The 25175-nt window shown below is 67.2% G+C and carries 20 protein-coding genes; 12 read left to right on the top strand and 8 right to left on the bottom strand.

Translation table 11 applies throughout. The features are described from left to right. Window positions 1-314 precede the first annotated feature (314 nt). The 7 genes from LC066_RS13120 to LC066_RS13090 are packed head-to-tail and all read left to right on the top strand — an operon-like array spanning window position 315 to window position 7237. Window positions 315-1610, top strand: coding sequence for an AAA family ATPase (locus LC066_RS13120; protein ID WP_224899735.1), 1296 nt, complete (start codon window positions 315-317; stop codon window positions 1608-1610). A gap of 14 nt (window positions 1611-1624) precedes the next feature. Then, window positions 1625-3139, top strand: coding sequence for a CpaF family protein (locus tag LC066_RS13115; RefSeq protein ID WP_224899734.1), 1515 nt, complete (start codon window positions 1625-1627; stop codon window positions 3137-3139). A gap of 8 nt (window positions 3140-3147) precedes the next feature. After that, on the top strand, window positions 3148-4116 hold the full coding sequence (locus tag LC066_RS13110; protein ID WP_224900217.1) for a type II secretion system F family protein: 969 nt from the start codon (window positions 3148-3150) through the stop codon (window positions 4114-4116). A 51-nt stretch (window positions 4117-4167) separates the two neighbouring features. Continuing rightward, complete coding sequence (locus LC066_RS13105) at window positions 4168-5136, top strand: type II secretion system F family protein (RefSeq protein ID WP_224899732.1); 969 nt, start codon at window positions 4168-4170, stop codon at window positions 5134-5136. Window positions 5137-5185: 49 nt separating this feature from the next. Then, a complete protein-coding gene (locus LC066_RS13100; protein WP_224899730.1) occupies window positions 5186-5779 on the top strand; it encodes a tetratricopeptide repeat protein in 594 nt (197 codons plus the stop codon). Between the two features lie 26 nt (window positions 5780-5805). Then, window positions 5806-6690, top strand: coding sequence for a tetratricopeptide repeat protein (locus tag LC066_RS13095; protein WP_222477852.1), 885 nt, complete (start codon window positions 5806-5808; stop codon window positions 6688-6690). Window positions 6691-6694: 4 nt separating this feature from the next. Next, window positions 6695-7237, top strand: a complete 543-nt coding sequence (locus LC066_RS13090; protein WP_224899728.1) for a prepilin peptidase — start codon at window positions 6695-6697, stop codon at window positions 7235-7237. A 24-nt stretch (window positions 7238-7261) separates the two neighbouring features. Here LC066_RS13090 and LC066_RS13085 read toward each other — a convergent pair whose 3' ends face one another. Further along, window positions 7262-8809, bottom strand: a complete 1548-nt coding sequence (locus LC066_RS13085) for a hypothetical protein (protein ID WP_224899726.1) — start codon at window positions 8807-8809, stop codon at window positions 7262-7264. Between the two features lie 119 nt (window positions 8810-8928). Here LC066_RS13085 and LC066_RS13080 point away from each other — a divergent pair, with 119 nt between their 5' ends. Then, window positions 8929-10242 (top strand): ATPase, encoded by a 1314-nt coding sequence (locus LC066_RS13080; RefSeq protein ID WP_224899722.1) that lies wholly within the window; start codon window positions 8929-8931, stop codon window positions 10240-10242. Window positions 10243-10322: 80 nt separating this feature from the next. Continuing rightward, window positions 10323-11072 carry a type I methionyl aminopeptidase gene (map, locus tag LC066_RS13075; RefSeq protein ID WP_224899719.1) on the top strand — a complete coding sequence of 250 codons (750 nt, stop codon included), beginning with the start codon at window positions 10323-10325 and terminating at the stop codon, window positions 11070-11072. 94 nt (window positions 11073-11166) lie between these two features. Here map and LC066_RS13070 read toward each other — a convergent pair whose 3' ends face one another. Next, entirely contained in the window at window positions 11167-12762 is a 1596-nt protein-coding gene (locus tag LC066_RS13070; protein WP_224899716.1) for an MDR family MFS transporter, read from the bottom strand. A 101-nt stretch (window positions 12763-12863) separates the two neighbouring features. On the opposite strand from LC066_RS13070, the gene LC066_RS13065 reads away from it, so the two are divergent. From LC066_RS13065 to pdeM, 3 genes are all read left to right on the top strand, one after another. Then, on the top strand, window positions 12864-13547 hold the full coding sequence (locus tag LC066_RS13065; RefSeq protein ID WP_224899713.1) for a MarR family winged helix-turn-helix transcriptional regulator: 684 nt from the start codon (window positions 12864-12866) through the stop codon (window positions 13545-13547). Window positions 13548-13611: 64 nt separating this feature from the next. Continuing rightward, on the top strand, window positions 13612-16008 hold the full coding sequence (locus LC066_RS13060) for a ligase-associated DNA damage response DEXH box helicase (protein ID WP_224899711.1): 2397 nt from the start codon (window positions 13612-13614) through the stop codon (window positions 16006-16008). 180 nt (window positions 16009-16188) lie between these two features. Next, window positions 16189-16842 (top strand): ligase-associated DNA damage response endonuclease PdeM, encoded by a 654-nt coding sequence (gene pdeM / locus LC066_RS13055; protein ID WP_224899708.1) that lies wholly within the window; start codon window positions 16189-16191, stop codon window positions 16840-16842. A 315-nt stretch (window positions 16843-17157) separates the two neighbouring features. Here pdeM and LC066_RS13050 read toward each other — a convergent pair whose 3' ends face one another. The 6 genes from LC066_RS13050 to pal all read right to left on the bottom strand — a co-directional run bounded on the left by LC066_RS13050 (window position 17158) and on the right by pal (window position 25148). Further along, window positions 17158-18834 carry a formate--tetrahydrofolate ligase gene (locus LC066_RS13050; RefSeq protein ID WP_224899705.1) on the bottom strand — a complete coding sequence of 559 codons (1677 nt, stop codon included), beginning with the start codon at window positions 18832-18834 and terminating at the stop codon, window positions 17158-17160. A gap of 422 nt (window positions 18835-19256) precedes the next feature. Next, a complete protein-coding gene (locus LC066_RS13045) occupies window positions 19257-19868 on the bottom strand; it encodes an MOSC domain-containing protein (RefSeq protein WP_224899702.1) in 612 nt (203 codons plus the stop codon). Between the two features lie 283 nt (window positions 19869-20151). Then, window positions 20152-22068, bottom strand: coding sequence for an ATP-dependent zinc metalloprotease FtsH (gene ftsH / locus LC066_RS13040; protein WP_222477831.1), 1917 nt, complete (start codon window positions 22066-22068; stop codon window positions 20152-20154). 145 nt (window positions 22069-22213) lie between these two features. Then, entirely contained in the window at window positions 22214-23485 is a 1272-nt protein-coding gene (gene tilS, locus LC066_RS13035) for a tRNA lysidine(34) synthetase TilS (RefSeq protein WP_224899698.1), read from the bottom strand. 13 nt (window positions 23486-23498) lie between these two features. After that, complete coding sequence (gene ybgF / locus LC066_RS13030) at window positions 23499-24446, bottom strand: tol-pal system protein YbgF (RefSeq protein ID WP_224899695.1); 948 nt, start codon at window positions 24444-24446, stop codon at window positions 23499-23501. Window positions 24447-24629: 183 nt separating this feature from the next. Continuing rightward, window positions 24630-25148 carry a peptidoglycan-associated lipoprotein Pal gene (pal, locus tag LC066_RS13025; protein ID WP_085887508.1) on the bottom strand — a complete coding sequence of 173 codons (519 nt, stop codon included), beginning with the start codon at window positions 25146-25148 and terminating at the stop codon, window positions 24630-24632. Between the last annotated feature and the right edge of the window lie 27 nt (window positions 25149-25175).

Here is a 25175-nt window from a genome sequence, read left to right as displayed (position 1 = left end):
AGGCCGGAAGCCCCGTCCCCGGCCCTGCCGGGGCGGCAAAGCGGCGCGAATGCGGTGCAAACCTGCCGGATTTGCAGCAGACGTGCAAAACGCCTGAAGATCCCTTATTTTATGCTTCCAAAGAGATCGCCACTCTGGCGCCAAATCCGCAACAATTCGGTTTTTTGGCCGTATTGTCGCCCTAGTTGACCCGCAGTTTCGACCCCGGATCGCTGCGGAGGACATGAGTCGTCCCGGGGCTGAAAAGTTCCAAACGTCTGCCCCAAGGCAGGCAGGCCACCGGGCCGCAGTGTAATGAGAGGTAGTAAGTGACCATGAGCGCATCTGCGACATTACAGGCTGAACCCAGCCCTATCGTTGCATGCACGATCCGGCGGGAGCCGGACGGGTTCGAACTGCTGATCGAAGACATGGAAACGGTCATGGGGGACAAGTGGGGCGATCTCGGTTTTGCCGAGGCCCTGATGTTCTTCAACCAGCCCGAGGCCGAGACGCTCGAATTCATCGCCATGGCGATCGATTCCGAGGACGAGGAAAACCTCGTCCTGCTGGGGGAGGTCATCACCCAGGCCCGCGCCCAGGGCATCAAGGTGATCCTGATCGCCGAGGACGTCAGCCCCGCTGCGCTGCACCAGCTGTTGCGCAAGGGCGCGGATGAGTTCGTCCCCTACCCTCTGCCCGAGAACGAGCTGGCCGCCGCGATCAGCCGCATCCAGCAGCCCGACCCGGAGCCCGAGACCGAACACGACGGCCACATCATGGCCCGCACCGGTGGCGGCAAGGGCGACCGCAACGGGGCGGTGCTGGTATGTCACGGGCTGTCGGGCGGCTCCGGCGCCACCACGCTGGCCGTCAACATCGCCTACGAGCTGTCCGAAGGCCCCGCCAAGTCGGGCAAGAAGCGCGGGCTCAAGAAGAAGGCCCCCGACGCGCCGCCGCCCAAGGTCTGCCTGCTGGACCTGGACCTGCAATACGGCTCTGTCGGCACCTACCTGGACCTGCCCCGCCGAGAAGCGGTCTATGAACTTCTGTCAGACACCGAGGCGATGGACGCGGACGTCTTCCGCCAGGCGCTTCTGGGCTTCGAGGACCGGATCTCGGTGCTCACTGCGCCCACCGAGATGCTGCCGCTGGACCTGATCACCCAGGACGACGTGCAGCGCATCATCGACATGGCCCGGTCGCATTTCGATTTCGTCATCATCGACATGCCCAAGACCATCGTTCAATGGACCGAAACGGTTTTGAACGAAGCTCAGGTCTACTTCGCCCTGATCGAGATGGACATGCGTTCTGCCCAGAACACCCAGCGTCTGAAACGCGCCCTGCAGGCCGAGGAACTGCCGGTGGAGAAGCTGCGCTACGTGCTGAACCGGGCGCCGAAATTCACCGACCTGTCCGGCCGCCAGCGGGTGAAGCGACTGGCCGAGACCCTGGATATCGCCATCGAACTGCAATTCCCCGACGGTGGCCGCCAGGTGACCCAGGGCGCCGATCACGGCGTGCCCCTTGGCGCGGCCATCCCCAAGAATCCGCTGCGCCGCGAGATCCAGAAGCTGGCCCAGTCGCTGCTTGATCTGGATTACGCCGCCGCCGAAGAAGAAGCCTGAGCCCGAGGATAGCCATGTTTTCGCGATACAAGAAAGACAGCGCGACCCCGGGCAGCAAGTCCGGAGCCTCCGGCGCGGGCGCGGCCCGACCGAAGGCCGCCCCGGCACCGGCGCCGAAACCCGCCGCGGCCCCGCCCCCCTCGCCGAAACCCGCGGCGCCAGAGGCCTCCGGCGGGGGCAACGGCGTGCGCGTCATGCGCAAGCCGATGGCCCCCTCCAAGCCCGCCGAGGCCGGTGCCGCCGACCGGAACCGCAAGCGCAAGGAACGCCTGTCGGAGATCAAGCTGGATCTGCACCGCTCGCTGCTGGACAACCTGAACCTCTCGGCCCTGGAGGCCGCACAGGAAAGCGACCTGAAGATGGAGATCAACTCCATCGCCACCGAGGTGCTGCAGGAAAAGGGCATCGTGCTGAACCGCGAAGAGCGGATGCAGCTGAACCAGGAGCTGTACGATGAGGTGCGTGGCCTCGGCCCGCTGGAAAGCCTGCTGAAAGACGACAGCGTTTCGGACATCCTGGTCAACGGCCCGCACCAGATCTTCGTCGAACGCGACGGCAAGCTGACGCTGTCGGATGTCACCTTCAAGGATGAGAAGCACCTCTTCCGGATCATCGACAAGATCGTCTCGGCCGTCGGCCGGCGGGTCGATGAATCGAACCCCTATGTCGACGCCCGTCTGCGCGACGGCTCCCGTTTCAACGCCATGGTGCCGCCCATTGCGGTGGACGGCTCGCTTGTCTCCATTCGTAAGTTCAAGAAGGACAAGCTGGGCATCGACGACCTGGTGAAGTTCGGCGCCTTCTCCGAGGAAATGGCCGCCTACCTTCAGGCCGCCGTCGCCTGCCGGCTGAACGTCATCGTCTCGGGCGGGACGGGGTCTGGTAAGACGACCACGCTGAACGCCCTGTCCAGCTTCATCGACAACTCCGAGCGGATCCTGACGATCGAGGATACGGCGGAACTTCAGCTGCAGCAGACCCATGTCGGCCGGATGGAAAGCCGCCCGCCCAACGTCGAAGGCAAGGGCGCGGTGACGCCGCGCGACTGTCTGAAGAACGCCCTGCGGATGCGTCCCGACCGCATTATCGTCGGCGAGACGCGCGGCGAGGAAGTGATCGACATGCTGCAGGCCATGAACACCGGCCACGACGGCTCGATGACCACGATCCACGCCAACTCCGCGCGCGACGGTATCTCGCGTCTGGAAAACATGATCGCCATGGCCGGCATCGACATGCCGCTGAAGGCCATGCGCGCCCAGATCGCCTCGGCCGTTCATCTGATCGTGCAGGCAAGCCGCCTGCAGGACGGGTCGCGCCGGATGACCTCGATCACCGAGATCACCGGCATGGAGGGCGAGGTGATCTCCATGCAGGAGATCTTCCGCTATCAGCGCACCGGCCTGACGCCCGAGAACAAGATCCTGGGCCATTTCACCGCCACCGGCGTGCGCAGTCACTTTTCCGAACGGTTCAAGATGTGGGGCTATGATCTGCCCCCGCAGGTCTTCGAACCGGCAAGGGAGTAAGCCCGATGATGTCCATCGCCATGGATCCCATCATCTACATCCTGATCTTCGTCGGCGTCTTCGGCCTGATCGAGGGCCTCTACCTGACGGTCTTCGGCAAGTCGATCAGCCTCAACAGCAAGGTCAACCGACGGCTGGAGATGCTCGAAAAGGGCTCCAACCGGGAGGAAGTGCTGGAAAAGCTCCGCAAGGAGATGGAACTGCACATGGCCTCGCGGGAAATCCCGCTCTACTCGCTGCTGGCCGAACGGGCGCAGAAGGCGGCCATCGCCTTCACCCCGCCGCAGCTGATCGCGATCATGGCCGGTGTCTCCGTCGTGGCCTTCGTCGGCCTGACCATCGGCACGGACACGGCCGTGCCCGTGCGCGCCGTGATCTCGGTGGTGATGGGCGTGGGCGCGGTCTTCATGTGGGTCAACAACAAGGCCAAGAAGCGCATCGGCCTGATCGAGGAACAGCTGCCCGACGCGGTGGAACTGATGGTGCGCTCGCTGCGCGTCGGACACCCGTTCAGCTCTGCCATCGGCATCGTGGCGAAAGAGGTGCAGGACCCGCTGGCGACCGAGTTCGGGATCGTCGCGGACGAGGCCGCCTATGGTCGCGAGATGGGCGAGGCGCTGAAGGACATGGCCGAACGCATCGGCCTGCAGGACCTTCGCTTCCTCGCTGTCGCCGTGACCATCCAGCAGCAATCGGGTGGTAACCTGGCGGAGGTCCTGGCCGGCCTGGCCGCGGTGATCCGCGCCCGGTTCAAGCTGTTCCGCCGGGTCAAGGCCATCACCGCAGAGGCGCAGTGGTCGGGCAAGTTCCTGTCCGGCTTCCCGCTGTTCGCCCTGGTCGGCATCCTGCTGATGGACCCGAACTACTACGACGAGGTCCTGGACCACCCCTATTTCATTCCCTGCTGCATCGCGGTCGGCGTTTTCCTGACCGCCAACCTCATCGTTATGCGGCGCATGGTGAACATCCGGGTCTGACGACCCGGCCGCCCGACGGCACGGCCCGCCCGGGCAGAACGGAGAAAGCGCATGCAGGATCTGATGCAGTTCATCACCGACCGGCTTGGCCCGGCAGGCCCGCTCTACCTCGTGGGCGGGCTGGGGCTTTTCCTGATCCTGCTGACCATTCCCTTCTTCCTGAAGAAGCAGGACGACCCCCTGGAGAAGCTGAAGGCCTCCAACCAGGGCGGCGGCAAGGACGGCACCGACAAGAACCGCGAAGCCCTGCGCGCCAAACAGGCGAACGAGCGGCTGGAACGCTACTCGACCTTCCTCGAACCGCAGAACGAAGAAGAGTATTCCGCGATCAAGCTGAAGCTGCTTCAGGCCGGCTATCGCTCGAAGGACGCGGTGCGCTATTACTACTTCGCGCAGTTTGCCCTGGGCATCCTGGGCCTGCTGGCCGGCACCATCTACTTCATGCTGTTCATCGCCCAGACCGAGCCCACGACCCAGACCACGCTGATGTGGATCCTCGGCCCCGGCGGCGCGGGCTACTACCTGCCGAAATACTGGGTGAACAAGCGGCTGACCGAACGCAAGCAGGAGATCGAGGAAGGCTTCCCCGACAGCCTGGACATGCTGCTGGTCTGCGTCGAGGCCGGCCAGTCCATCGACCAGGCGATCATCCGCGTCGCCGAGGAACTGCGCGCCTCCTACGAACACCTGGCCGATGAATTCGAGATGGTCAGCTGGGAGATCAAGGCAGGCAAGGACAAGGCCGCCGTCTTCCAGGACATGGCGGAACGCTGTGGCGTGAACGACATCTCCTCCTTCGTGACCGTGCTGGTCCAGTCGGCCACCTTCGGCACCTCGATCGCCGACGCCCTGCGCGTCTATGCGGCCGAGATGCGCGACAAACGCGTGATGCGCGCCGAGGAAGCGGCGAACAAGCTGCCCACCAAGATGACGCTGGCGACGATGATGTTCTGCGTGCCGCCGCTCTTGATCATCCTCGTCGGCCCCTCCATCGTGAACATCCAGGCTCTGGGGCAGTAACCGCGCCGCCCCGACCGCCTGGTCCTGCCCCCGCGCGCCCGGAGCTTTCATGCCCCAGCCCTTCCTGCCCCGCCGCAGGTCCGCCCTCTCCCGTCTCTGTGCGCTGGCAGTGCCGCTGCTGCTGGCCGCCTGCGCCGAAGGGCCGCCGGGTCTGCCCGACAGCCCCTATGCCCCCGGTCTGGACCCGAAGGGCGAAGCCGTGGACGGCATGCTGGTCGGCGACCGGCTGTTGCAGGCCGGAGAGTACGAGCTGGCCATCGACGCCTATACCCGCGCGGCCTTGGACCAGGGGCTGACCCCGCGGGTCTATGCCGGGATCGGCACCGCCAACCTGCAACTGGGCCGCCTGGGACAGGCCGAGGAACAGCTGCGCCGGGCCTCCGAGGGTGCGGACACGTCGCCCGAGGTCTGGAACAACCTCGGCCTCGTGCTGATCGGGCGCGGCCAGCTGCAGGAGGCCGTGGCCACCCTGCGCCGCGCCTATGCCCTTGATAATGGCGAAAGTGACGCAATCCGGGACAATCTGCGCTTGGCTCTCGCCATGATGGGCGAAAGACCCTATGATCCGGAGCAACAAGAAGACTTCCAGGTCGTGCACAGCGGACAAGGCTACTACGAGATCCGCGACACGGACCCTGGCTGAGGACGAGCAGTGCAAAGGACGCGATCATGCGCCACCCTTCCCAGCGTCAGCCGATGACGCGGATCCGGTCCCGGTCCGCCATCTTCCTGTCCCTCTCCGCCCTGGCGGCCCTGGCGGGCTGTGCCGATCGCGGCGACCAGGAGGTCGACCGGGCCTTCCAGGCGGTCAACGTGATCGAGGAAAGCAACCTGTCGGACATCATGCTGACCGTGGGCGACCCGAACGAGGCGGTGGCCTATTTCGCCCGCACCACGCGTGAGAACCCGGAGAAGATCGACCTGAAGCGCGGCCTTGCCAGTTCGCTGGTGCGTGCCAAGCGCAACGAGGAAGCGGTCAGCGCCTGGCGCGAGGTGGTGGCCCATCCCCAGGCCACCAACGAGGACCGCGTCGATTTCGCCGATGCCCTGATCCGCACCGGCAACTGGGAAGAGGCCGACAGCGTGCTGGATGCCATTCCGCCGACCTTCGAGACCTACAAGCGTTACCGGCTGGAGGCCATGGTGGCCGATAGCAACCGCGAGTGGCAGAAGGCCGACAGCTTCTATGAAATCGCCGCCGGGCTGACCACCAAGCCGTCGGGCGTGATGAACAACTGGGGCTATTCCAAGCTGACCCGCGGCGATTTCGCCGATGCCGAGGTGCTGTTCGCCGAGGCGATCCAGCAGGACCCGACCCTGTTCACGGCCAAGAACAACATGATCCTGGCCCGTGGTGCACAGCGCAAGTACAGCCTGCCCGTCATGCAGATGAGCCAGACGGAACGCGCCCAGCTGCTGCACACCCTGGGCCTCGCGGCGGTCAAGCAGGGCGACGTGGAAACCGGCAAGGCGCTTCTGCGCGAGGCGATCGAGACCCACCCGCAGCATTTCGAAGAGGCGGTGCGCTCGCTCCGCGCGCTCGAAAGCGCCTGATCTGATGGCCGGGTTCCTGACGCCTGATCTGGCGCTTCCGGCGCGCACGGCGATGATCTTCGCCCCCTTCGTGCTGCCGCTCTGCGCCCATGTGGCCTGGACCGACCTGTCGGCCATGCGGATCGCCAACCGGGCGGTGGTGGCGCTGGCGGTGGTTTTCGTGCTGATCGGCCCCCTGGTGATGCCCCTCGACGCCTATGGCTGGCGCCTGGTGACCATGGTTGTCACCCTGGGCATCACCATGCTGTTCTACGCCGGCGGCGCCATGGGCGGGGGCGATGCGAAGTTCATCCCCGCGGCCGCGCCCTTCGTCGCCCCGCCGGACCTGCTTTATGTGCTGATCCTGTTCTGTGCCCTGCTGCTGACCGGCTTCGCCACGCACCGGCTGGCCCGGGCCACGGCCCTGCGCCGCCTCGCCCCCGGCTGGCAAAGTTGGGAGGCCCGGAGCGCCGAGGGCACGAAAGCCCGCTGGCTGCGCGCGCCCTTCCCCATGGGGTTCCCCCTGGCAGGCACCCTCGCCTTCTACCTGATCCTGGCGATGATCTGATCGCTGGACGCCAGCGCCGGTGCCCTAGCGGTCGATCTGGTACAACCAATACAGCGGGTTTTCCTCGATCAAGGTCACGCTGTCCGGGTCGATCCGGGACAGGATCCTGTCGCGCGCCGCAGAACTGATCGCGCAAAGCGGCACCAGAAGGTGCCGCGCTGACGCGTATCCCGGCAGGCCGCCATGGACCTGCGGCGCACCGCCAGGCAGCGGCGCCCAGCCCAGGACCCACCATTGAGGCGCTATCTCATCCGCGACGAAGGGCATCTGCCCGTCCAGCGCCGGGCTGGCCCCCATGACCGCCGCCATCCGCGTGACATAGGCCAGATGGCCCCCCGCCACGCTGCAATCCGGCAGGGGCTGACCGGCGAAGCGGCCCGATGCGCGGGTCTCCCATGGTGTCACGACGCTGGCGCGGTCGAGGTCCCGGGTGGGCGCGAAAAGCCCGCTCTGCCCCGGGCCCACTGCGCTGTAGCGCACGGCGGGTTGTACCGCGTGGCGGACCGGGCTGTAGCCAAGATTCAGCAGGACCGGCCCGATCAGGACCAGCATGACACCCCCGAGGCTGCGCAGGATGCGTTCGCGGTCGGGATCGACCTCCGGGCCCGGAAGGCCCAGCAGGACCACCCCGAGGACTGCCAACCACAGGGCATCATGCCCCGCGCTTTGGTAGCTCATCCAGGCTAATCCCGGCAGCAACAGCAGCAAGGTCGACCCACTGGCCGCCCGTCCGCGCATGGCCCACAGAAGTCCCACCGCCGCCAGGACCGCCACGGTGCCCAGCGTCTGGGCCGGCGACAGCAGGATACGTCCGAAGCGGTCGCCGGACGGCGCATCCAGCGACGCGGCCAGCAGGTCCCGCCCATAGGCGGGCCAGTAGGCGGTCCCCGCGACCAGCGTCACCAGCGCCAGCACCGCCAGCGCCAGCAGCAGCGCCCGCAGCAGTAGGCGCCCGCGCCCCGACAGCAGCAGGCCCAGCACGCAGGCCGGCAGCAGCGCCAGCGCAAAGCCCGGCTTGACCATCACCAGCGCCGCCATCGGCAGGCCCAGCACCACCGCATCGGCCCAGTCGCCCGCCCGCCCCTGGATCGGCGGGAAAAGCACCACCGGGTTGACGAGGAAGGCCAGCGCCCAGGCCCAACGGGCCGCCTGCGCCGCGAGCGACAGGACGGGATCGGTGCCCCCGGGCACCAGCGCCAGCGGCACGGTCATGCACAGCAGGACCAGCGCCAGCGATGGCCAGAAGGCCAGGCGGCTCCAGGCGATCCAGACCACGGCGGGCGCGATCAGCACCGCCAGCCCCCATTGCGCCCAGAGCATCGCTTCCCCCAGCGACAGGCCCGCCCGCACCAGCAATCCCGCGGGGGTAAAGCTCCAGGACCCGAGGGGGGAGGCAAAGTCGAGATGGGCCACCTGGCCCCCGGCGCTCCGCAGGACCAGTTCGGCCAGGTGCAACATCTGCGGCGCCTGGGCATTGAAACGAAGCCCGCCGGCCAGACCGATCAACCCGGCCTCGACCGCCAGGAGCCCGATCAGCAGCGCGACGATACGGCCGGTCTCTGACCTGTTCATCTGTCCCTCATGGTTTCCGCGGCATTCTAGGATTGCAAACCGGCCCTTGCACGCATTTCTGCCTGACCTGACGGGGATTTGCCATTAGTCTCAACCATGACAGACCAAGGAGACACGCCATGAACATGCAGCCTCAGGGCAGCGTCCAGGCGCCCCCCGCGCCCAGCACGCTGGAAGGGATGCGGCTGCCGATGGTGATGATGCGCGACATCGTCATCAAGACCATGTTCCGCCGCAACACCGAAACCGTGACGGACCTGGCACGCGCCATCTGCCTGCCCGTGGCGGTGACCCAGGAGCTGGTGGACCTGTGTCGCGACCAGCTGCTGGTCGAGGCGACGGGGTCGATGTCGGCCTCCTCCTCCGGCGAGATGGGCTATCAACTGACCGACAACGGCCGAGCGCGGGCGCTGGATGCGCTGGCGCAATCGGAATACTTCGGCCCAATGCCCGTCCCGATGGAGGTCTACGCCGAACAGGTCAAACGTCAGTCGGTGCGGGACATCCAGCTGACCCGCGATCGCCTGGAACATGCCATGGGGCATCTGATCCTGCCGCCGGATCTGATCGCGAACCTCGGGCCGGCGATCTCCTCCGGGCGGTCGATCCTGATGTACGGCCCCCCCGGCAACGGCAAATCTTCGATCTCCAACGGGATCCGCGATGCGCTTGGCGACAGGATCTTCGTGCCGCGCGCGGTCGAATACTCGGGCCAGGTCATCACCGTCTACGACCCGATCGTCCATGCCGCCGCCGAGGAACAGCACGACGACCCCACCCAGCTGCGCCGCGCCGCCGACCGCTACGACACCCGCTACGTGCGCTGCGAACGGCCCACGGTCATCACCGGGGGCGAGCTGTCGCTGGACATGCTGGACCTGACCTACAACCCGGTGGCGCGCACCTACCAGGCCCCGCTGCAGCTAAAAGCCACCGGCGGCGTCTTCATCGTCGACGACCTGGGCCGCCAGGCGGAACCGCCGCAGGCGCTGATCAACCGCTGGATCGTCCCGCTGGAGGAAAACAAGGACATCCTGGCCCTGCAGTCGGGCGAGAAGTTCGAGGTGCCCTTCGACACGCTGGTCATCTTCTCCACCAACTTCCACCCGAACGAGATCTTCGACCAGGCGGCGCTGCGGCGGATCTTCTTCAAGATCAAGATCGACGGCCCCAGCCAGGAGAACTTCCTGAAGATCTTCGCCCTGGTCGCCAAGAAGAAGAAGATGCCCCTGTCCGAGGCCGCCCTGCGTCACCTGCTGAAGAACAAGTACCCCACCATCGGCAACGTCTTTGCCAACTACCAGCCGGTCTTCCTGATCGACCAGATGATCGCGATCTGCGAATTCGAGGGGATCCCCTACCAGATGTCGCCGCAGCTGATCGACCGGGCCTGGTCCAACATGTTCCTGCGCGACGAGGCCATCACGCGCTGATCGCCTCCGGGGTCGGACCAGCCGGCTTTCCCTTCGACGCAAACGGCGCTACCCGTGGCGCGCTGAAGACGAGGGGCCAGATGACGATCACCGAAGAACATGAACTGGACGCGATGCGCGAGATCGGCCGTATCGTCGCCAACACGCTGCAGGCCATGGGCCGCGCGCTGGAACCGGGCATGACCACCGCCGAGCTGGACGCCATCGGTGCCACATTGCTGGAACGCGACGGCGCGGTCTCCGCCCCGCAGTCCTGCTACGACTTTCCCGGTGCCACCTGCATCAGCGTGAACGAGGAGATCGCCCATGGCATCCCCGGCCCCCGCGTGCTGCGCGAGGGCGACCTCGTGAACATCGACGTCTCCGCCTCCAAGGATGGCTATTTCTCCGACACCGGCGCCACCTTCCGGCTGGGCAAGGTGCGACCCAAGCTGGACCGGCTGTGCAAGGACGGGCGACGCGCCATGCAGATCGGAATCAACCAGGTGGCGGCGGGCAAGCCGCTGGCCGGGATCGGCAATGCCGTCGGCCGTTTCGCCAAGGCGCGCGAATACACGCTGATCCGCAACCTGGCCAGCCACGGCATCGGCCGGACCCTGCACGAATACCCCGAGGAGATCGCCACCTGGCCCGTGCGCCGCGACCGCCGCCGGATCGAGAAAGGCCTGGTCCTGACGGTGGAGCCCTTCCTGTCGCTCGGCGGTCTCTGGGCGGATCAGGGCGACGACGGCTGGACCCTGACGGCAGAGCCGGGCGCACCGACCGTGCAGTACGAACACACCATCGTCGCCACGGCATCGGGCGCAGAGGTGCTGACCCTGCCGGGCTGACGCTCCAACTGCCTTAGGCGCAACGAAAAGGGGCGCGCCTTGCGGCGTGCCCCTTTGAATTTTCCGCAATGCGCCACGGCCCGCGGGCTCTGGCTCATTCGGCGGCGGCGATCCTCTGGCCCATGGGCGTCGGCGCCTCTTCCGCGTCGCGTTTCAGCGGCTCGGACGGGCCAAGGCCCTTTTCTTCCAGGCAGAGCGAGGCGATGCAGGCCAGCACCGCGGCCACCGCCCCCACCAGGAACAGCGGCGACAGCGCATCGGAGAAGCCCTGCACGACCTGGGCCTGCAAGGCGGGCTCCAGTTCCGCCACCAGCGTCGTCGTGATGTCCTGCACCCGCTCGACCTGCGGCAGCAGGGGCTGCACGTGTTCGCCCAGACCATGGTTGAAGATAGCCCCGAAGACGGAGGTGCCGACCGACCCGCCCGTCAGGCGGAACATGTTGGCGCTGGCGGTGCCAACGCCCAGATGTTCGCGCGGCACGGCGGTCTGGATGGCAACGATGCCAACCGACATGGTCGGCCCGATGCCGACACCGACGAAGAACAGGTTCAGCGTGATCTGCCACAGCGGCGTTTCCGGCCCCACCGTCGACAGCATCAGCAGCGCGGCGGCCAGCACCACGGTGGAGATGTTGGGCAGGAACTTGTACCGGCCGGTGTAGGTCATCACCCGACCCGCGGTGAAGGACAGCGTGATCAGCCCGGCCATCATCGCGATCATGTAGACGCCGCTTTCTGCCGGCGGCACGCCCTTCACCACCTGCAGGAACATGGGGATGAAGCTGATGGTGCCGAACATCGCCATGCCGATCAGCACGTTGACCCCGTTGGCGGCCAGGAAGTTGCGGATGCGGAACAGATCCAGCGGCAGCACCGGCTCTGCCGCGCGCCGTTCGGCCAGGACGAACCCCAGCACGGCCAGCGCGGCCACGGCCATCAGCACCAGCATCGGGGTCGACGACCAGGCCAGGGTGGAGCCGCCAAGCGAGGCGATCAGCACCACCGAGGACAGCAACGCCATCAGCAGCACCGCGCCCAGGTAGTCCATCTTGTGCTTCACCTGCTCATCCGGCGCTTTCAGCGTGCGGCTGAGGACGGTGAAGGCGGCGATGCCGAAGGGAATGTTGACGAAGAAGATCCAGTGCCAGCCCACGGTCTGCACCAGGAAACCGCCGACCAGCGGTCCCAGCACGGTGGAGACACCGAAGACGCCAGACAGCATGCCCTGCGCCTTGGCGCGTTCGCGCGGCGGCAGCAGGTCGGCCACGACGGCCATGGCCACCACGATCAGGGAACCGCCGCCGAAGCCCTGGATGATGCGCCCGCCGACCAGCATCGGCATGGTCCAGGCGGCGCCGGCGATCCAGCCGCCGACCAGGAAGATGGCGATGCCGAACTGCAAGACGATCTTGCGCCCGTACATATCGCCCAGCTTGCCCGCGATCGGCGCGCCGATGGTGGAGGCCAGCAGGTAGGCCGTGACGACCCAGGTGATGTAGGACAGCCCGCCCAGATCGCTGACGATCTCCGGCAGGGCGGTGGAGACGATGCTCTGACCGGTGGAGGCCAGGAACAGGGTCAGGGCCACGGTAATCATTGTCAGGCGGCGGATTTTGGGGTCTGGCAGACCGCTGTCGGTCTCTGCCCCCGCGGGCGCCGCGGCGGCGCCGTCTTGGGTGGAACGTGTCATGATGTATGTCTTTTCTTGTGGAAGGCGCCCGGAGGGTCCTCTCACTTGCGTGACAGACCGATCCCCGCCTTGCTAAACTGGATTGCGTCTCATATATGCTCATGGCATATGCATGTCAACTGCATGCAATAATCCGAACGGAGGGTAGAACGATCGCCACGCGAGAAGAGGACCTGGCCGCGCTTCTGTCCGAGGCCGGCATTCCCGAAACCGCAACCCGTCAGGCGTTGCAGATCGACGCTGTGCTGCAGAAGTGGCGCCGCCGCGTGGGCAAGCGTGAACTGGGGCGCATGGCGCTGGAGCGGCTGAAGCTGGACATCGACCTGCCCAAGCTCGACGTGCTGATGGCCACGCGCGCGCCCTCCAACGAATTCGGCGACGAGGAAGGCGAGACGATGGTGTCCACAATCGCCTGTCGACTGTCCATCGACCCGTCGCGCGCCTCGCGGCTGGTGTCGGACCTGATCGGCCTGGGCTACCTGAAACGCGGCGTCAGCCAGCAGGACGCGCGGCGCACCATCGTCGAGCTGACCGACAAGGGCCTGGTGACGGTCGACGCGGTGCGCACGCTGAAGTTCATGATCCTGGGCGACTACCTGCGCGGCTGGGACAGCGCCGAGGTGGAGGCCTTCCTGCCCCTGCTCGACCGTTTCTCGACCTGGTCGCAGGAGGCCGCGGCCGCCGATCACAGCCGGTTCGAGACCACCATCGACACCCTAGTGGCCCAGCTGGATGCGGTCGGCGCGGTCGGACGCACCGCCGACACCCAGGACACCGGCACCTGAGAATTGCGCGAGCGGGCGCCCGTCGCCCCTCGCCAAACCCCGGCCCCGCGCCTATCTCTACCCCATGACGCTTCCCCCCCGGTTCCGTGACTGGTTCTCTGCCCGCGGCTGGCAGATCCACCCGCACCAGCAGGACATGCTGGCGCGCAAGGACGATCCTGCCCTGCTGCTGATCGCCCCCACGGGCGGCGGCAAGACGCTGGCGGGGTTCCTGCCGACACTGGTCGAACTGGCCGACGGGGGGCACGAGGGACTGCACACCCTCTACATCTCGCCGCTGAAGGCCCTGGCCGCCGACATCCGCCGCAACCTGTCGACCCCGGTCGACGAAATGGACCTGCCGATCCGCATCGAGGATCGCACCGGCGACACCTCCTACACGGTCAAGCGCCGCCAGCGCGCCGACCCGCCCCACATCCTGCTGACCACCCCGGAAAGCCTGGCCCTGATGACCAGCTACGAAGACGCCCCGCGCATCTTCGCCGGGCTGAAGCGGGTGGTGGTGGATGAAATCCATGCCCTGGCGGAATCGAAACGCGGCGATCAGCTGATGCTGGCGCTGGCGCGGCTGGAGGCGCTCTGCCCCGGGCTGCGGCGCGTCGGTTTGTCCGCCACGGTCGAAGATCCCCCCGCCCTGTCGCGGTTCCTGGCGCGCCACCCGGACCCCTGCGCCATCCTGCAGGCCGACCCAGGCCCGGCGCCGGACATCCAGATGTTGCAGGTCGAGACGCCGCCCCCCTGGTCCGGCGGCGGTGGCGCCTATGCCATCCCAGAGGTGCTCGACCAGATCCGCCGGCACCGCATTACCCTGATCTTCCACAACACCCGCGCCCAGGCCGAGATCTTCTTTCACAACCTCTGGATGGCCAACGAAGAGGGCCTGCCGATCGGCATCCACCACGGCTCGCTCGACCGGCAGCAGCGGGAGCGGGTGGAAAAGGCTATGGTGCAGGGGCGGCTGCGGGCAGTGGTCTGCACCGGATCCCTGGATCTCGGGATCGACTGGGGCGACGTGGACCTGGTGATCCAGGTCGGCGCGCCGAAGAACGTCAAACGCCTGGTGCAACGGATCGGGCGTGCCAACCACCGCTACAACGCGCCCTCGAAGGCGCTGCTGGTGCCCGCCAACCGCTTCGAGGTGGTCGAATGCGTCGCGGCGCTGGAGGCGGTGAAGGAAAACGACCTGGATGGCGACCCGCGGGGCCCGGGGCCGCGTGACGTGCTCTGCCAGCAGATCCTGATCGCCGCCTGCGCCGGGCCAATCGACGCCGAGGCGCTTTATGCCGAGGTCACCTCTGCCGGGCCCTATGCCGCGCTCACCCGCGCGGACTTCGACGCCTGCCTCGATTTCGTGGCGACGGGGGGCTATGCCCTGCGCGGCTATGACCAGTGGCAGCGGCTGAAACAGCGCCCCGACGGGCAGTGGCAGCTGCGCGATCCGCGCGCGGCACAGCTGATCCGCATGAACATCGGCACGATCCAGGACAGCGACACCCTGAAGGTGCGGATGAAGCGCGGCGGCGGCCGGGCTTTGGGCGAGGTCGAGGAAGGCTTTGCCGCCTCGCTGACCCCGGGCGACACCTTCCTGATCGGCGGCCGCATCGTCCGCTACGAGGGGTTGCGCGAAATGACGGTGGAGGTCAGCCGCGACCCGGGGCGCAAACCCAAGGTGGCGGTGTTTTCGGGCACGAAATTCGCCACCTCCACCCAACTGTCGCACCGCATCCTGCGGATGTTCCGCCAGGACAGCTGGCCCGAGCTGCCGGGCCATACGGCGCAATGGCTGACCCTGCAGCGCGAGGTGTCACGCCTGCCGGAACCGGGCCGGTTGCTGGTCGAGAGTTTCCCCCACGACGGGCGGCAGCACCTGGTTGTCTATGGCTTTGCCGGTCGCAACGCCATGCAAACGCTGGGCCTTCTGCTGACCAAGCGGATGGAGGAGATGGGCCTGGCCCCGCTCGGCTTCGTCGCCACCGACTATGCCACGCTGATCTGGGGGCTGGACGCGGTGACCGACCCCGCGCCGCTCTTCGACGCCGAGGCGCTTCGCGACGGGCTGGAGGGCTGGCTGGCCGGCAACGCGGTGATGAAACGCACCTTCCGCGCCTCGGCCACTATCGCGGGCCTGATCAACCGCAACACGCCGCAGTCGCGCAAATCGGGGCGGCAGGCCACGTTTTCCTCGGACATCCTCTACGACACGCTGCACCGCTACGATCCCGATCATCTGCTGATGCGGATCACCCGCGAAGAGGCCATGCGCGGCCTCGTCGATTTCGGTCGGATCGAGGAGATGCTGGGCCGGATCTCGGGCATCGACCACCTGCGCCTCGACCGAGTGACACCGCTGGCCGCGCCGCTGTTTCTTGAAGTCGGCAAGGTTCCGGTGGAAGGCGAGGGCCGCGAACGGCTCGAAGAGCAGGAGGCCGAGCGCCTGATGCAGGCCGCGGGCCTCGCCTGAGCGGCCCTCGCGCCTGCGAGGAGGACGGCAGCCTCTCGGCAGGCGCATGCTCCAGGCTTCTCCTTATAGAAAACAGTCCATGGGAGGGCGCGCAGCAGGGGGCAGAGCCCCCTGTCCGACCTACACCCCATCACCACGGCGCCTCTTGCCCTTCCTCGCCACCCGCGCCAAGAACGGCCCATGACCGGCCATCCCTTCTCTCTTGCCGGGGCCCAGTTGATCGCCCTGCCCTCGGGCGCGCTGCACTGGCCCGCCGAACGGCTGCTCTGCGTCTCCGACCTGCACCTGGGCAAGGCCGAGCGCGCCGCACGCCGCGCCCTGTCGCCCCTGCCACCCTATGAGACCCAGGATACGCTGGCGCGCCTCGAAGAGGCGCTGCAGCAGACGCAGGCCGAGACCGTGGTCTGCCTGGGCGACAGTTTCGACGATGACGCCGCCGCCCGTGCCCTGCCGCAGGCGCACCGGCTGTGGATCGCCACGTTGCAGGCCGGGCGGCGCTGGATCTGGATCGAAGGCAACCATGATCCCGGCCCCGTCGACCTGGGCGGGGAACATCTGGCCGAGCTCTCCCTCAGCCCCCTCACCTTCCGCCACATCGCCCTGCCCGGGGCGCAGGCGGAGGTGTCGGGCCATTACCATCCCAAGGCCGGTCTGCGCGGCGGGCGGGCGCGGCCCTGTTTCCTGCTCGACGGCCAACGCCTGATCCTGCCGGCCTTCGGTACCTACACCGGCGGACTGCGCACGCGCGACCCGGCACTGTCGGGCCTGATGGGGGCGGGTGCGGTCGCCATCCTCACCGGGTCGACGGCTCGGCCGATCCCGATGCCACGCTGAAGGGCGACGGCGCAGAGTTTGCCTTTCCTCAACCTAGGGCGGATCTGCCCGGGCAACCATGCCAAACGCCGGTTCTGGACTCCAAAGGGGAATCGCTGCCTGATCAGATTAGCATGCTCCGCAAAAGGAAAGTGATTATACTTTCCATGCATTCATAGGCAAAGTTCACGTGAGGAAAAGCGGCCCCGGTGAAGCCCGAAAGGTCCGAAAAGTGATATCGCCTGCCCCTGTGTCGAGACGACCTGAGGGCGTGGATCTTTCACAATCCACGCCTCGCGCCTTATGCGGATCAGGAACGTCCGACAGCGGGGATCGTCAGAACAGCCCCTCGATCTCCCCCGCCTCATTCAGACCGATGGCCTCGGCCGCCGGCACGCGGGGCAGGCCCGGCATGGTCATGATCTCCCCGCAGATCGCCACCACGAAGCCGGCCCCGGCGCTCAACCGCACCTCGCGCACCGGCACGCGGAACCCGTCGGGCGCCCCGCGCAGGCCCGGGTCGGCGCTGAAGGAATACTGCGTCTTGGCCATGCAGACCGGCAGATCCCCGAAGCCCGCCTTTTCCCAGTCCGCCAGCTGTGCGCGCACCGGGGCGGGCATGTCGATGCCTTCGGCGCGGTAGATGCGCCGGGCGACGGTCTCGATCTTTTCCACCAACCCCATGTCGTCGGGGTAGATCGGCGCGAAATCCGCCTCGCCCGCCTGCACCACCTCGGCCACGCGGCGCGCCAGCCCTTCGGTGCCCGCGCCCCCCTCGGCCCAGTGGGTGCACAGGTGAACCTCGGCCCCCTGCCCCTCCACGTAGTCGCGCACGGCCGCCAGTTCGGCCTCGGTATCGCCGTCGAACCGGTTGATCGCCACCAGCACCGGCAGGCCGTAGCCGCGCAGGTTTTCCAGGTGGCGGCCCAGATTGGCACAACCACGCGCCACCGCTTCGGCATCCTCGTCGCCCAGGTCGGCCTTATCGACACCGCCCGACATCTTCAGCGACCTCACTGTCGCCACCAGCACCGCCGCATCGGGCGACAGGCCGGCCTTGCGGCACTTGATGTCCAGGAACTTCTCGGCCCCCAAGTCGGCGCCGAAACCCGCCTCGGTCACCACGATGTCCGCCAGGCGCAAGGCAGTTTCCGTGGCCACCACGGAATTGCAGCCATGGGCGATATTGGCAAAGGGCCCGCCGTGGACGAAGGCGGGCGTGTTCTCCAGCGTCTGCACCAGGTTGGGCTGCATCGCCTCGCGCAGCAGCACCACCATGGCGCCGTCGGCCTTCAGATCCTTCGCCGTCACCGGGGCCTTGTCACGGGTATAGCCGATGATGATCCGGCCCAGGCGCGCCTGCAGGTCGTCGAGGTCCCGCGCCAGGCAGAGGATCGCCATGATCTCGCTCGCCACCGTGATGTCGAAGCCGGTCTGACGCGGAAACCCGTTGCCGACACCGCCCAGCGAGACGACCACGTCGCGCAATGCCCGGTCGTTCATGTCCATCACCCGCCGCCAGGTCACCCGCCGGGCGTCAATGTCCAGCGCATTGCCCCAGTGGATGTGATTGTCGATCATCGCCGCCAGCAGGTTGTGGGCGCTGGTGATGGCATGGAAATCGCCAGTGAAATGAAGGTTCATCTCCTCCATCGGCACCACCTGGGCATGGCCACCGCCGGCGGCGCCCCCCTTCATGCCGAAACAGGGGCCCAGCGAGGCCTCGCGCAGGCAGATCGCGACGTTTTCGCCGATCCGTGCCAGCCCGTCGCCCAAACCCACGGTGGTCGTCGTCTTGCCCTCGCCCGCGGGCGTCGGGGTCACGGCGGTGACCAGCACCAGCTTGCCCCGGGGCCGATCCGCGAGGCCGGCAATGAAATCGCGGTCCACCTTGGCCTTGTCACGGCCATAGGGCAGCACGGCCTCTTCGGGAATGCCCAGGCGGTCCGCGATCTCGGTGATCGGCTTCTTCCGCGCCGCGCGGGCGATCTCGATGTCACTGGGCTGGCTCATGGCTGTCTCCTTCTGGCTGCCGCGGAGAGGTTTCCGGGGGCGGTCGCGCGGAGCCTACCCGTCCCCGCGCCGCTTGCCAAAGGGGCTGTCATGCAGATGCAGCAAGGCAGGAATTCCATACGGTCAGGTATTCATGACTTCCGCAGTCAGAAACTTGTGGATAAGAGCAGCGGAACTTTTTTCCTCAACACCGCGTTAATACCCCGAACGGACGATAACTCCATAGCTGCCCAAGGAGAACAAACATGAGATCCGCTGCCCTCGTCGTCTTCCCCAGCTTCGCTGCCACGCTTGCGCTGGCCGTGGCGCTGTTTGCCTGACGACACTTTTCCCCAGAACTCAGTCTGACTGCCGGCAGGTTCCTCGCTCGGAACCTGCCGGTTTTTTATTGGCCGCGCGCAGGGGCCCTCCGGCGCATCCCGTCAGTCGCGGGCATCGGCATAGGCGCGATCCAGGTGGGCCCAGACCGGCTGATGCGGGATATGCAGGCGGATCTCCTCGCCCAGGGTAAAGGCGCCCTCGCGCTCCACCCAGGCGGTGACGCCGCGCAGCCCGCGCGCGGCGCGTTTGAAGGGCTTACCGTGGCCCGGCATCCGTTTCTCGATCTCCCGCGCGGGCAGCAGGCAGGGGCGGTTTTCCATGTCCACCGTCACGGTGGCCCCGTCGGCGCCCTGCAGGCGCGATGAGGGTGGCACATGGCTGAAATCGGGGATCCCCTCGATCACCATGGTGGCACCAAGCAGAGCCGGATCCAGCGTCTCCAGCCCACAGCCCTCGGCGATCTTCGCCAGTTCCTCCGCCGAGAGAATCGACAACTGACGTACGTTGCGGATCTCGGTGCCCTGCTGCGGGTACTGCGTCAGGACCCGCGAACAGCTGGGGCGGGTCAGCCCGCCATGGCTTTCCCCCGCCGGTCCGGAAAACCGCAATTCCAGCCGTTCGCGCCGGACGGACGGCAGGTCACTGTCGCGGTCGGGCACGAGGCCCAGCCAGGTGATGCGTGCGGTGTACTCTGTGGCGATGAGGGCAGGCATGTCTTTCTCCGGTCCGGGGCACGGGTGATCCTCGCCGTAAGCCCGGCGCCCGGCAACCCGAAAGCGGCGGGAAGAGGCAATCGGCGGAGGGGGCTTTGCCCCCGTCTCGGCCCGCCGAGACTCCCCCAGAGTGTTTGCAGCCATCGTATGAAAGAAGGAAGACCTACCCCTATACGATGGCTGCAAATACTCCCGCCGGCGGCCATCTGCCAAGGGCCGATACAGGAAGGGAAAAGGCCGGAGCGTTTGCCCCGGCCTCTCAATCTTCTCCTCTCGCGCTCGATCAGGCGGAGGGTTCCGGCTCCAGCCCGCCATCGGGCTTGGGCTTCGGCTTGGTCTTCGGGATCGCCGCCACGGACGGCGCGGAGCCCTGGTCGGAGCTGTCGTCCTCGCCGTCGTCGGCATGGGGGGGCTCGCCACGGATCACACGCTCGATCTCGGCGCCGGTCAGGGTCTCATATTCCAGCAGGCCCTGAGCCAGACGTTCCCATTCCTCGTGACGCTCGCTCAGGATGCGGTGTGCCTCCTGGTAGCCTTCGTCGATGATCCGCTTCACTTCGCTCTCGATCATCTCCTTGGTCTGGGCGGAGATGGAGAAGCCACCGGCGCCGCCCCCACGGAAGGCCTCCGCGGCCTCCTGGTAATCGATGTTGCCGACCGCGTCGGACATCCCCCACCGCATCACCATGGCCCGCGCCAGGTTGGAGGCCTGCATGATATCGCCCGAGGGACCGTTCGACACGTGCTCTTCACCGTACTTGATGATCTCGGCGGCCTTGCCAGCCATGGTCATCGCGATCTTCTCTTCCAGCTCATCCTTGAAGTAGTTCAGCTGGTCCATTTCCGGCAGGGACATCACCATGCCCAGGGCCTGGCCACGGGGGATGATGGTGGCCTTGTAGACCGGGTCGCATTTCGGCAGCGTCAGGCCGACGATGGCGTGGCCGGCCTCGTGATAGGCCGTCATTTCCTTCTGCGCCGGGGTCATCACCATGGAGCGGCGCTCGGCGCCCATCATGATCTTGTCCTTGGCGTTCTCGAAATCGACCATGGTCACGAAACGTCGCCCGACGCGGGCGGCCATCAGCGCGGCCTCGTTCACCAGGTTCGCGAGGTCGGCGCCCGAGAAGCCGGGCGTGCCGCGCGCGATGATGCGCAGATCGACATCGGGGCCCAGGGGCGTCTTGCGGGCGTGCACGCCCAGGATCTTCTCGCGGCCCTTGATGTCGGGGTTTGGCACGGTCACCTGGCGGTCGAAACGGCCCGGACGCAGCAGCGCGGGGTCCAGCACATCACGGCGGTTGGTGGCCGCGACGATGATCACACCCTCGTTGCTTTCGAAGCCGTCCATCTCGACCAGCAGCTGGTTGAGGGTCTGTTCGCGTTCGTCGTTGCCCCCGCCATAGCCAGCGCCACGATGGCGGCCCACGGCGTCGATCTCGTCAATGAAGACGATGCAGGGGGCGTTCTTCTTGGCCTGTTCGAACATGTCGCGGACACGGCTTGCACCGACACCCACGAACATCTCGACGAAGTCGGAGCCCGAGATGGTGAAGAAGGGCACGCCGGCCTCGCCTGCGATGGCACGGGCCAGAAGCGTCTTACCGGTGCCCGGAGGGCCCACCAGAAGCGCGCCCTTGGGGATCTTGCCGCCCAGACGGGAGAATTTCTGCGGATTGCGCAGGAATTCCACGATTTCTTCCAGTTCTTCCTTGGCCTCGTCGATGCCGGCCACGTCGTCGAAGGTCACGCGGCCCGATTTCTCGGTCAGCATCTTGGCCTTGGACTTGCCGAAGCCCATGGCCCCGCCCTTGCCGCCGCCCTGCATGCGGTTCATGAAATAGATCCACACGCCGATCAGCAGCAGGATCGGCAGCAGCGAGATGATGAAGGCCTGGAAGCCGTTCTCTTCCTGGCTGCGCGCCTCGACCGGGATGCCGTCGGCGATCAGCTCGCTCGTCAGTTCGGCATCCTCGGGCTTGATGGTCACGTAGTCGCGGCCGTCGGTCCCGCGGTACAGCACCTTCTCGCCATCCAGCGTCACGGATTGCACGAATCCGTCGTCCACCTCCTGAACGAATTGGGAGTAGGGCCGGGACTGGCTTTGCAGCGCGCTGTTCGAGCCGCCGAACAGATTGAACAGCGCCACGATCAGCAGCAGCAGTACGGCCCAGAAGGCGAGGTTTTTTGCGGTACCCACGAAAGGTCTCCCCTAAGTCGAAGTCGTAAGTCGCCTAGCATAAGGGCGTCCGGGATTAAATAAGCTTGATCGCCCCGGGTTCAATGTACCGCGACCCCGTCGTGAGCCCGAGCCGGTCACTTTGGGCGAAAAAATGACGCCGCGCTCACTGTGCCAGGAGGCCGGTGTGCAGCGCGTCCTCGCCCCGCAGCAGATCCGCGCGCCAGCCGTCACCGAACCCCGCATGGGGTGCGGCCACCAGGTCCCCGTCCATCCAGACCGAGGGATAGCCCAGCAGGGACCGGTAAGGCAGACCGGAGGCGCGCCATTCACTGCACAGGCGCAGGCCTTCGGCGCCCAGTGGGCGGATCTCCGCCCCCGCGGCGCCGAAGCGGTCGCCCCAGGGGCCGCTGAGCCGCCAGCGCCCGTCCCAGACACCGTCGGCCGGAACACTCAGATCCTTCACCGCGGCGTATTCGCGGGTGATGCGCAATTCGCGCGGCGTGACCGAGATCTGGCAGCCGTGCAGCGTCATGCCGGAGCCCGATCGCACCGCCTCCTGCGCCATCGCAAGCGCCCGGCGCCGCGGCGGGTAGTCGCTGCCCGAAATCCAGATCAACGCCTGTGACAGCAGACGCCGCGCAATCTCGGGCTGCAGGACGCGAAAGCCGCTGCGCTCGATCACCAGGTCGCCCCCCTGGATCCGCACCAGGCGCTGCGCCTCCGTGAAGGCATACCAGCCAAGCGCGTTGCGGACCGAGGCCATGTTCTTCGCCGTTTCCGACAATGTCTGGACGGTCAGGCCCAGGGGGCGCAACACCTCCAGCGCGCGGCGGGCGCGCACCCGGTCGAAACGGTCGTCCTGGTTCGAGGGGTCCTCGACCCAGGTGAGGCCGCAGGTTTCCAGGTAGTTCCGCAGACAGCTGCGCGAGATCTCCAGCATCGGGCGCACCAGCGTCACCGCCCCCATGCGGCGACGTGCCGCCATGCCCGACAGACCGTCGGCGCCCGGCGCGCGCGCCAGGCGCATCAGGAAGGTCTCGGCCTGGTCATCGGAGGTATGGCCAAGGGCGATCTGGCGCATGCCGTGGCGGCGCGCCCAGTCCGCGAGCAGGTCATAGCGCGCGCGGCGGGCGCGATCCTGAAGGTTGCCGGTCTCATCCGCGGCGCCGTCCCAGTGCAGCACCTCATGGGGCAGGCCCAGGCCCGCAGCCGCCTCGCCCACACGGGCCGCCTCGTCCGCCGCCTCGGGCCGCAGCCCGTGATCCACCGTGGCCACGCGCAGGCGCAGACCGCCCTCGACGGCGACTTCGGCCATGAGATGCATCAGCGCCATGGAATCCCCCCCGCCAGAGACCGCCAGGCCGATTTCCTCGGCGGGACCGGGCAGGAAATGCCCGGCGACGATCTCTTTCAGGAGGGAGGTGCTTTCAGTCATTCAGATGCCGGTGTCAGCTACAGCCCTGTTGCTGCCGCGCGGTGCTCGCCTCGGTCGCCCAGGGGCCGCCGGGGAAGCGGTTGGAGACTTCGCTCAGGGTCACGCAACTTTCGTTCTGTTGGCCCAGCTGGCCGAGGAGAAGGCCCAGACGATAGAGCGACTCGGGCGCGCTGTCCTCGGAGGGTGCGGCCGAGAAGGCGTCGAGATAGGCACGGGCGGCAGACTTGATGTCCCCCTGCCCCTCCAGCGCCCGGCCACGGCCCAGGTCGGCCTCGGGCGTCAGGGGACTGCCGGGGTAGCTGGCCTTGAAGGTCTCGAAGGCCGACAGGGCCGCGCTGTAATCCCCGTTGTCCAGCAGATCGGAGGCGGACTGGAAGTCGGCCTCTTCACTGACCGCCAGTTGGGGCGCGGCACCGCCGCTTGCGGTATCGCCGGTAGCGGGAAGTGTGCTTTGGGCGATGCCCGAGCTGGTTTCAGACGCCGGGGCGCCGGACCCGGAGGTCGCCGGCGCGGCGCCGCCGCCCAGGGTCGTGGTTTCGCCCAGCTGGCTCAGGTCGCCGCCTTCCAGCTCGACCAAGCGGAATTCCAGGTCGCCGATGCGGTTGGTGCCGTCGGTGACGACACGGTCGATGCGATGTTCCAGCTCTTCGGTCTTGCCGGTCAGGCGACGCAGCTCAGCCTCGATGGCGTTCAGCCGCTCAAGCTGGCTGCCGCCACCGCTCATCTGCGTGGGCGCGCCGGTGGTCGACAGCTCGCGCTTCAGCCCCTGCACCTCGCCATAGAGCAGGGTCAGCTGCTGGCGCACGTCGGCCAGGGTCTCCTGCCGATCCTGGGCGGCCAGCGGCGCGGGGGCGGTCAGCGGGGCCAGGGCCAACGGCGCGACCAGCGCCAGGCGCAGCGCCAGCTGGCGCCAGCGCCGGGTCAGCGACGCGCGTTTCAGGGGCAGTCTGCGATCGGGCATTGCCGTCTCCCTCACTCTTCGTCGGTGCCGCACCACCCCCGGCGGGCCAGTGGCGCGCCGGGGGCCCTGCGAGACCGGACAGAGGCGGCCCTTTGGACCGCCGCCTTGCGGCATCGTGGTCGCCCGCCCCGGTTTTCGAACCGGGATCGGCGCCGTCCCTGCGCCGGGGCGACCAGATGCGCGTTACATGCCGACGCCGCCGGTCAGCACCGTGACGGCGCGACGGTTCTTGGCGTAGCAGGCTTCCTCGGAACAGATCTCGATCGGGCGTTCCTTGCCGTAGCTGATCGTGGTCAGGCGGCCTTGCGGGATGCCCTTCGACACCAGGTAGTCCCTCACGGCCGTGGCGCGGCGGGCGCCCAGGGCAAGGTTGTATTCCCGCGTGCCCTGCTCATCCGCATGGCCCTCGATGCGGACCTGGTAGCTGGGGTTCGACTGCAGCCAGCGCACCTGGCCGTCCAGAACGGCCTGGGCCTCGTAGCTCAGCGTCGACTGGTCCACGGCGAAGAGGACACGGTCCCCCACGCTCTGCTGGAAGTAGGCCGGAGAACTGGGATCGGAAACGGTCCCCGCGGCGCCAGCGCCACCGGCCTGGTTCAGATCGGTGACATTGTCGAAACGGTCGGGCCTCATGCTGGAACACCCGGCCAGGCCGAGGCCCAGGACGGTGCACAGGAGGGTGGCTTTCACCAGATGGGTCATGCGTCGTGCCTCATATGTTTTGTGTAG

Source organism: Pseudooceanicola marinus, assembly GCF_020177265.1.
Lineage (GTDB): Bacteria > Pseudomonadota > Alphaproteobacteria > Rhodobacterales > Rhodobacteraceae > Pseudooceanicola > Pseudooceanicola marinus_A.
This window is presented reverse-complemented; position numbering and strand designations above follow the sequence as displayed.

What these genes read in the sequence shown, in the direction of transcription:
- LC066_RS13120 (WP_224899735.1), top strand. Translation starts at nt 315, where the DNA reads ATGAGCGCATCTGCGACATTACAGGCTGAACCCAGCCCTATCGTTGCA.
- LC066_RS13115 (WP_224899734.1), top strand. Translation starts at nt 1,625, where the DNA reads ATGTTTTCGCGATACAAGAAAGACAGCGCGACCCCGGGCAGCAAGTCC.
- LC066_RS13110 (WP_224900217.1), top strand. Translation starts at nt 3,148, where the DNA reads ATGTCCATCGCCATGGATCCCATCATCTACATCCTGATCTTCGTCGGC.
- LC066_RS13105 (WP_224899732.1), top strand. Translation starts at nt 4,168, where the DNA reads ATGCAGGATCTGATGCAGTTCATCACCGACCGGCTTGGCCCGGCAGGC.
- LC066_RS13100 (WP_224899730.1), top strand. Translation starts at nt 5,186, where the DNA reads ATGCCCCAGCCCTTCCTGCCCCGCCGCAGGTCCGCCCTCTCCCGTCTC.
- LC066_RS13095 (WP_222477852.1), top strand. Translation starts at nt 5,806, where the DNA reads ATGCGCCACCCTTCCCAGCGTCAGCCGATGACGCGGATCCGGTCCCGG.
- LC066_RS13090 (WP_224899728.1), top strand. Translation starts at nt 6,695, where the DNA reads ATGGCCGGGTTCCTGACGCCTGATCTGGCGCTTCCGGCGCGCACGGCG.
- LC066_RS13085 (WP_224899726.1), bottom strand. Translation starts at nt 8,809, where the DNA reads ATGAACAGGTCAGAGACCGGCCGTATCGTCGCGCTGCTGATCGGGCTC.
- LC066_RS13080 (WP_224899722.1), top strand. Translation starts at nt 8,929, where the DNA reads ATGAACATGCAGCCTCAGGGCAGCGTCCAGGCGCCCCCCGCGCCCAGC.
- map (WP_224899719.1), top strand. Translation starts at nt 10,323, where the DNA reads ATGACGATCACCGAAGAACATGAACTGGACGCGATGCGCGAGATCGGC.
- LC066_RS13070 (WP_224899716.1), bottom strand. Translation starts at nt 12,762, where the DNA reads ATGACACGTTCCACCCAAGACGGCGCCGCCGCGGCGCCCGCGGGGGCA.
- LC066_RS13065 (WP_224899713.1), top strand. Translation starts at nt 12,864, where the DNA reads ATGGCATATGCATGTCAACTGCATGCAATAATCCGAACGGAGGGTAGA.
- LC066_RS13060 (WP_224899711.1), top strand. Translation starts at nt 13,612, where the DNA reads ATGACGCTTCCCCCCCGGTTCCGTGACTGGTTCTCTGCCCGCGGCTGG.
- pdeM (WP_224899708.1), top strand. Translation starts at nt 16,189, where the DNA reads ATGACCGGCCATCCCTTCTCTCTTGCCGGGGCCCAGTTGATCGCCCTG.
- LC066_RS13050 (WP_224899705.1), bottom strand. Translation starts at nt 18,834, where the DNA reads ATGAGCCAGCCCAGTGACATCGAGATCGCCCGCGCGGCGCGGAAGAAG.
- LC066_RS13045 (WP_224899702.1), bottom strand. Translation starts at nt 19,868, where the DNA reads ATGCCTGCCCTCATCGCCACAGAGTACACCGCACGCATCACCTGGCTG.
- tilS (WP_224899698.1), bottom strand. Translation starts at nt 23,485, where the DNA reads ATGACTGAAAGCACCTCCCTCCTGAAAGAGATCGTCGCCGGGCATTTC.
- ybgF (WP_224899695.1), bottom strand. Translation starts at nt 24,446, where the DNA reads ATGCCCGATCGCAGACTGCCCCTGAAACGCGCGTCGCTGACCCGGCGC.
- pal (WP_085887508.1), bottom strand. Translation starts at nt 25,148, where the DNA reads ATGACCCATCTGGTGAAAGCCACCCTCCTGTGCACCGTCCTGGGCCTC.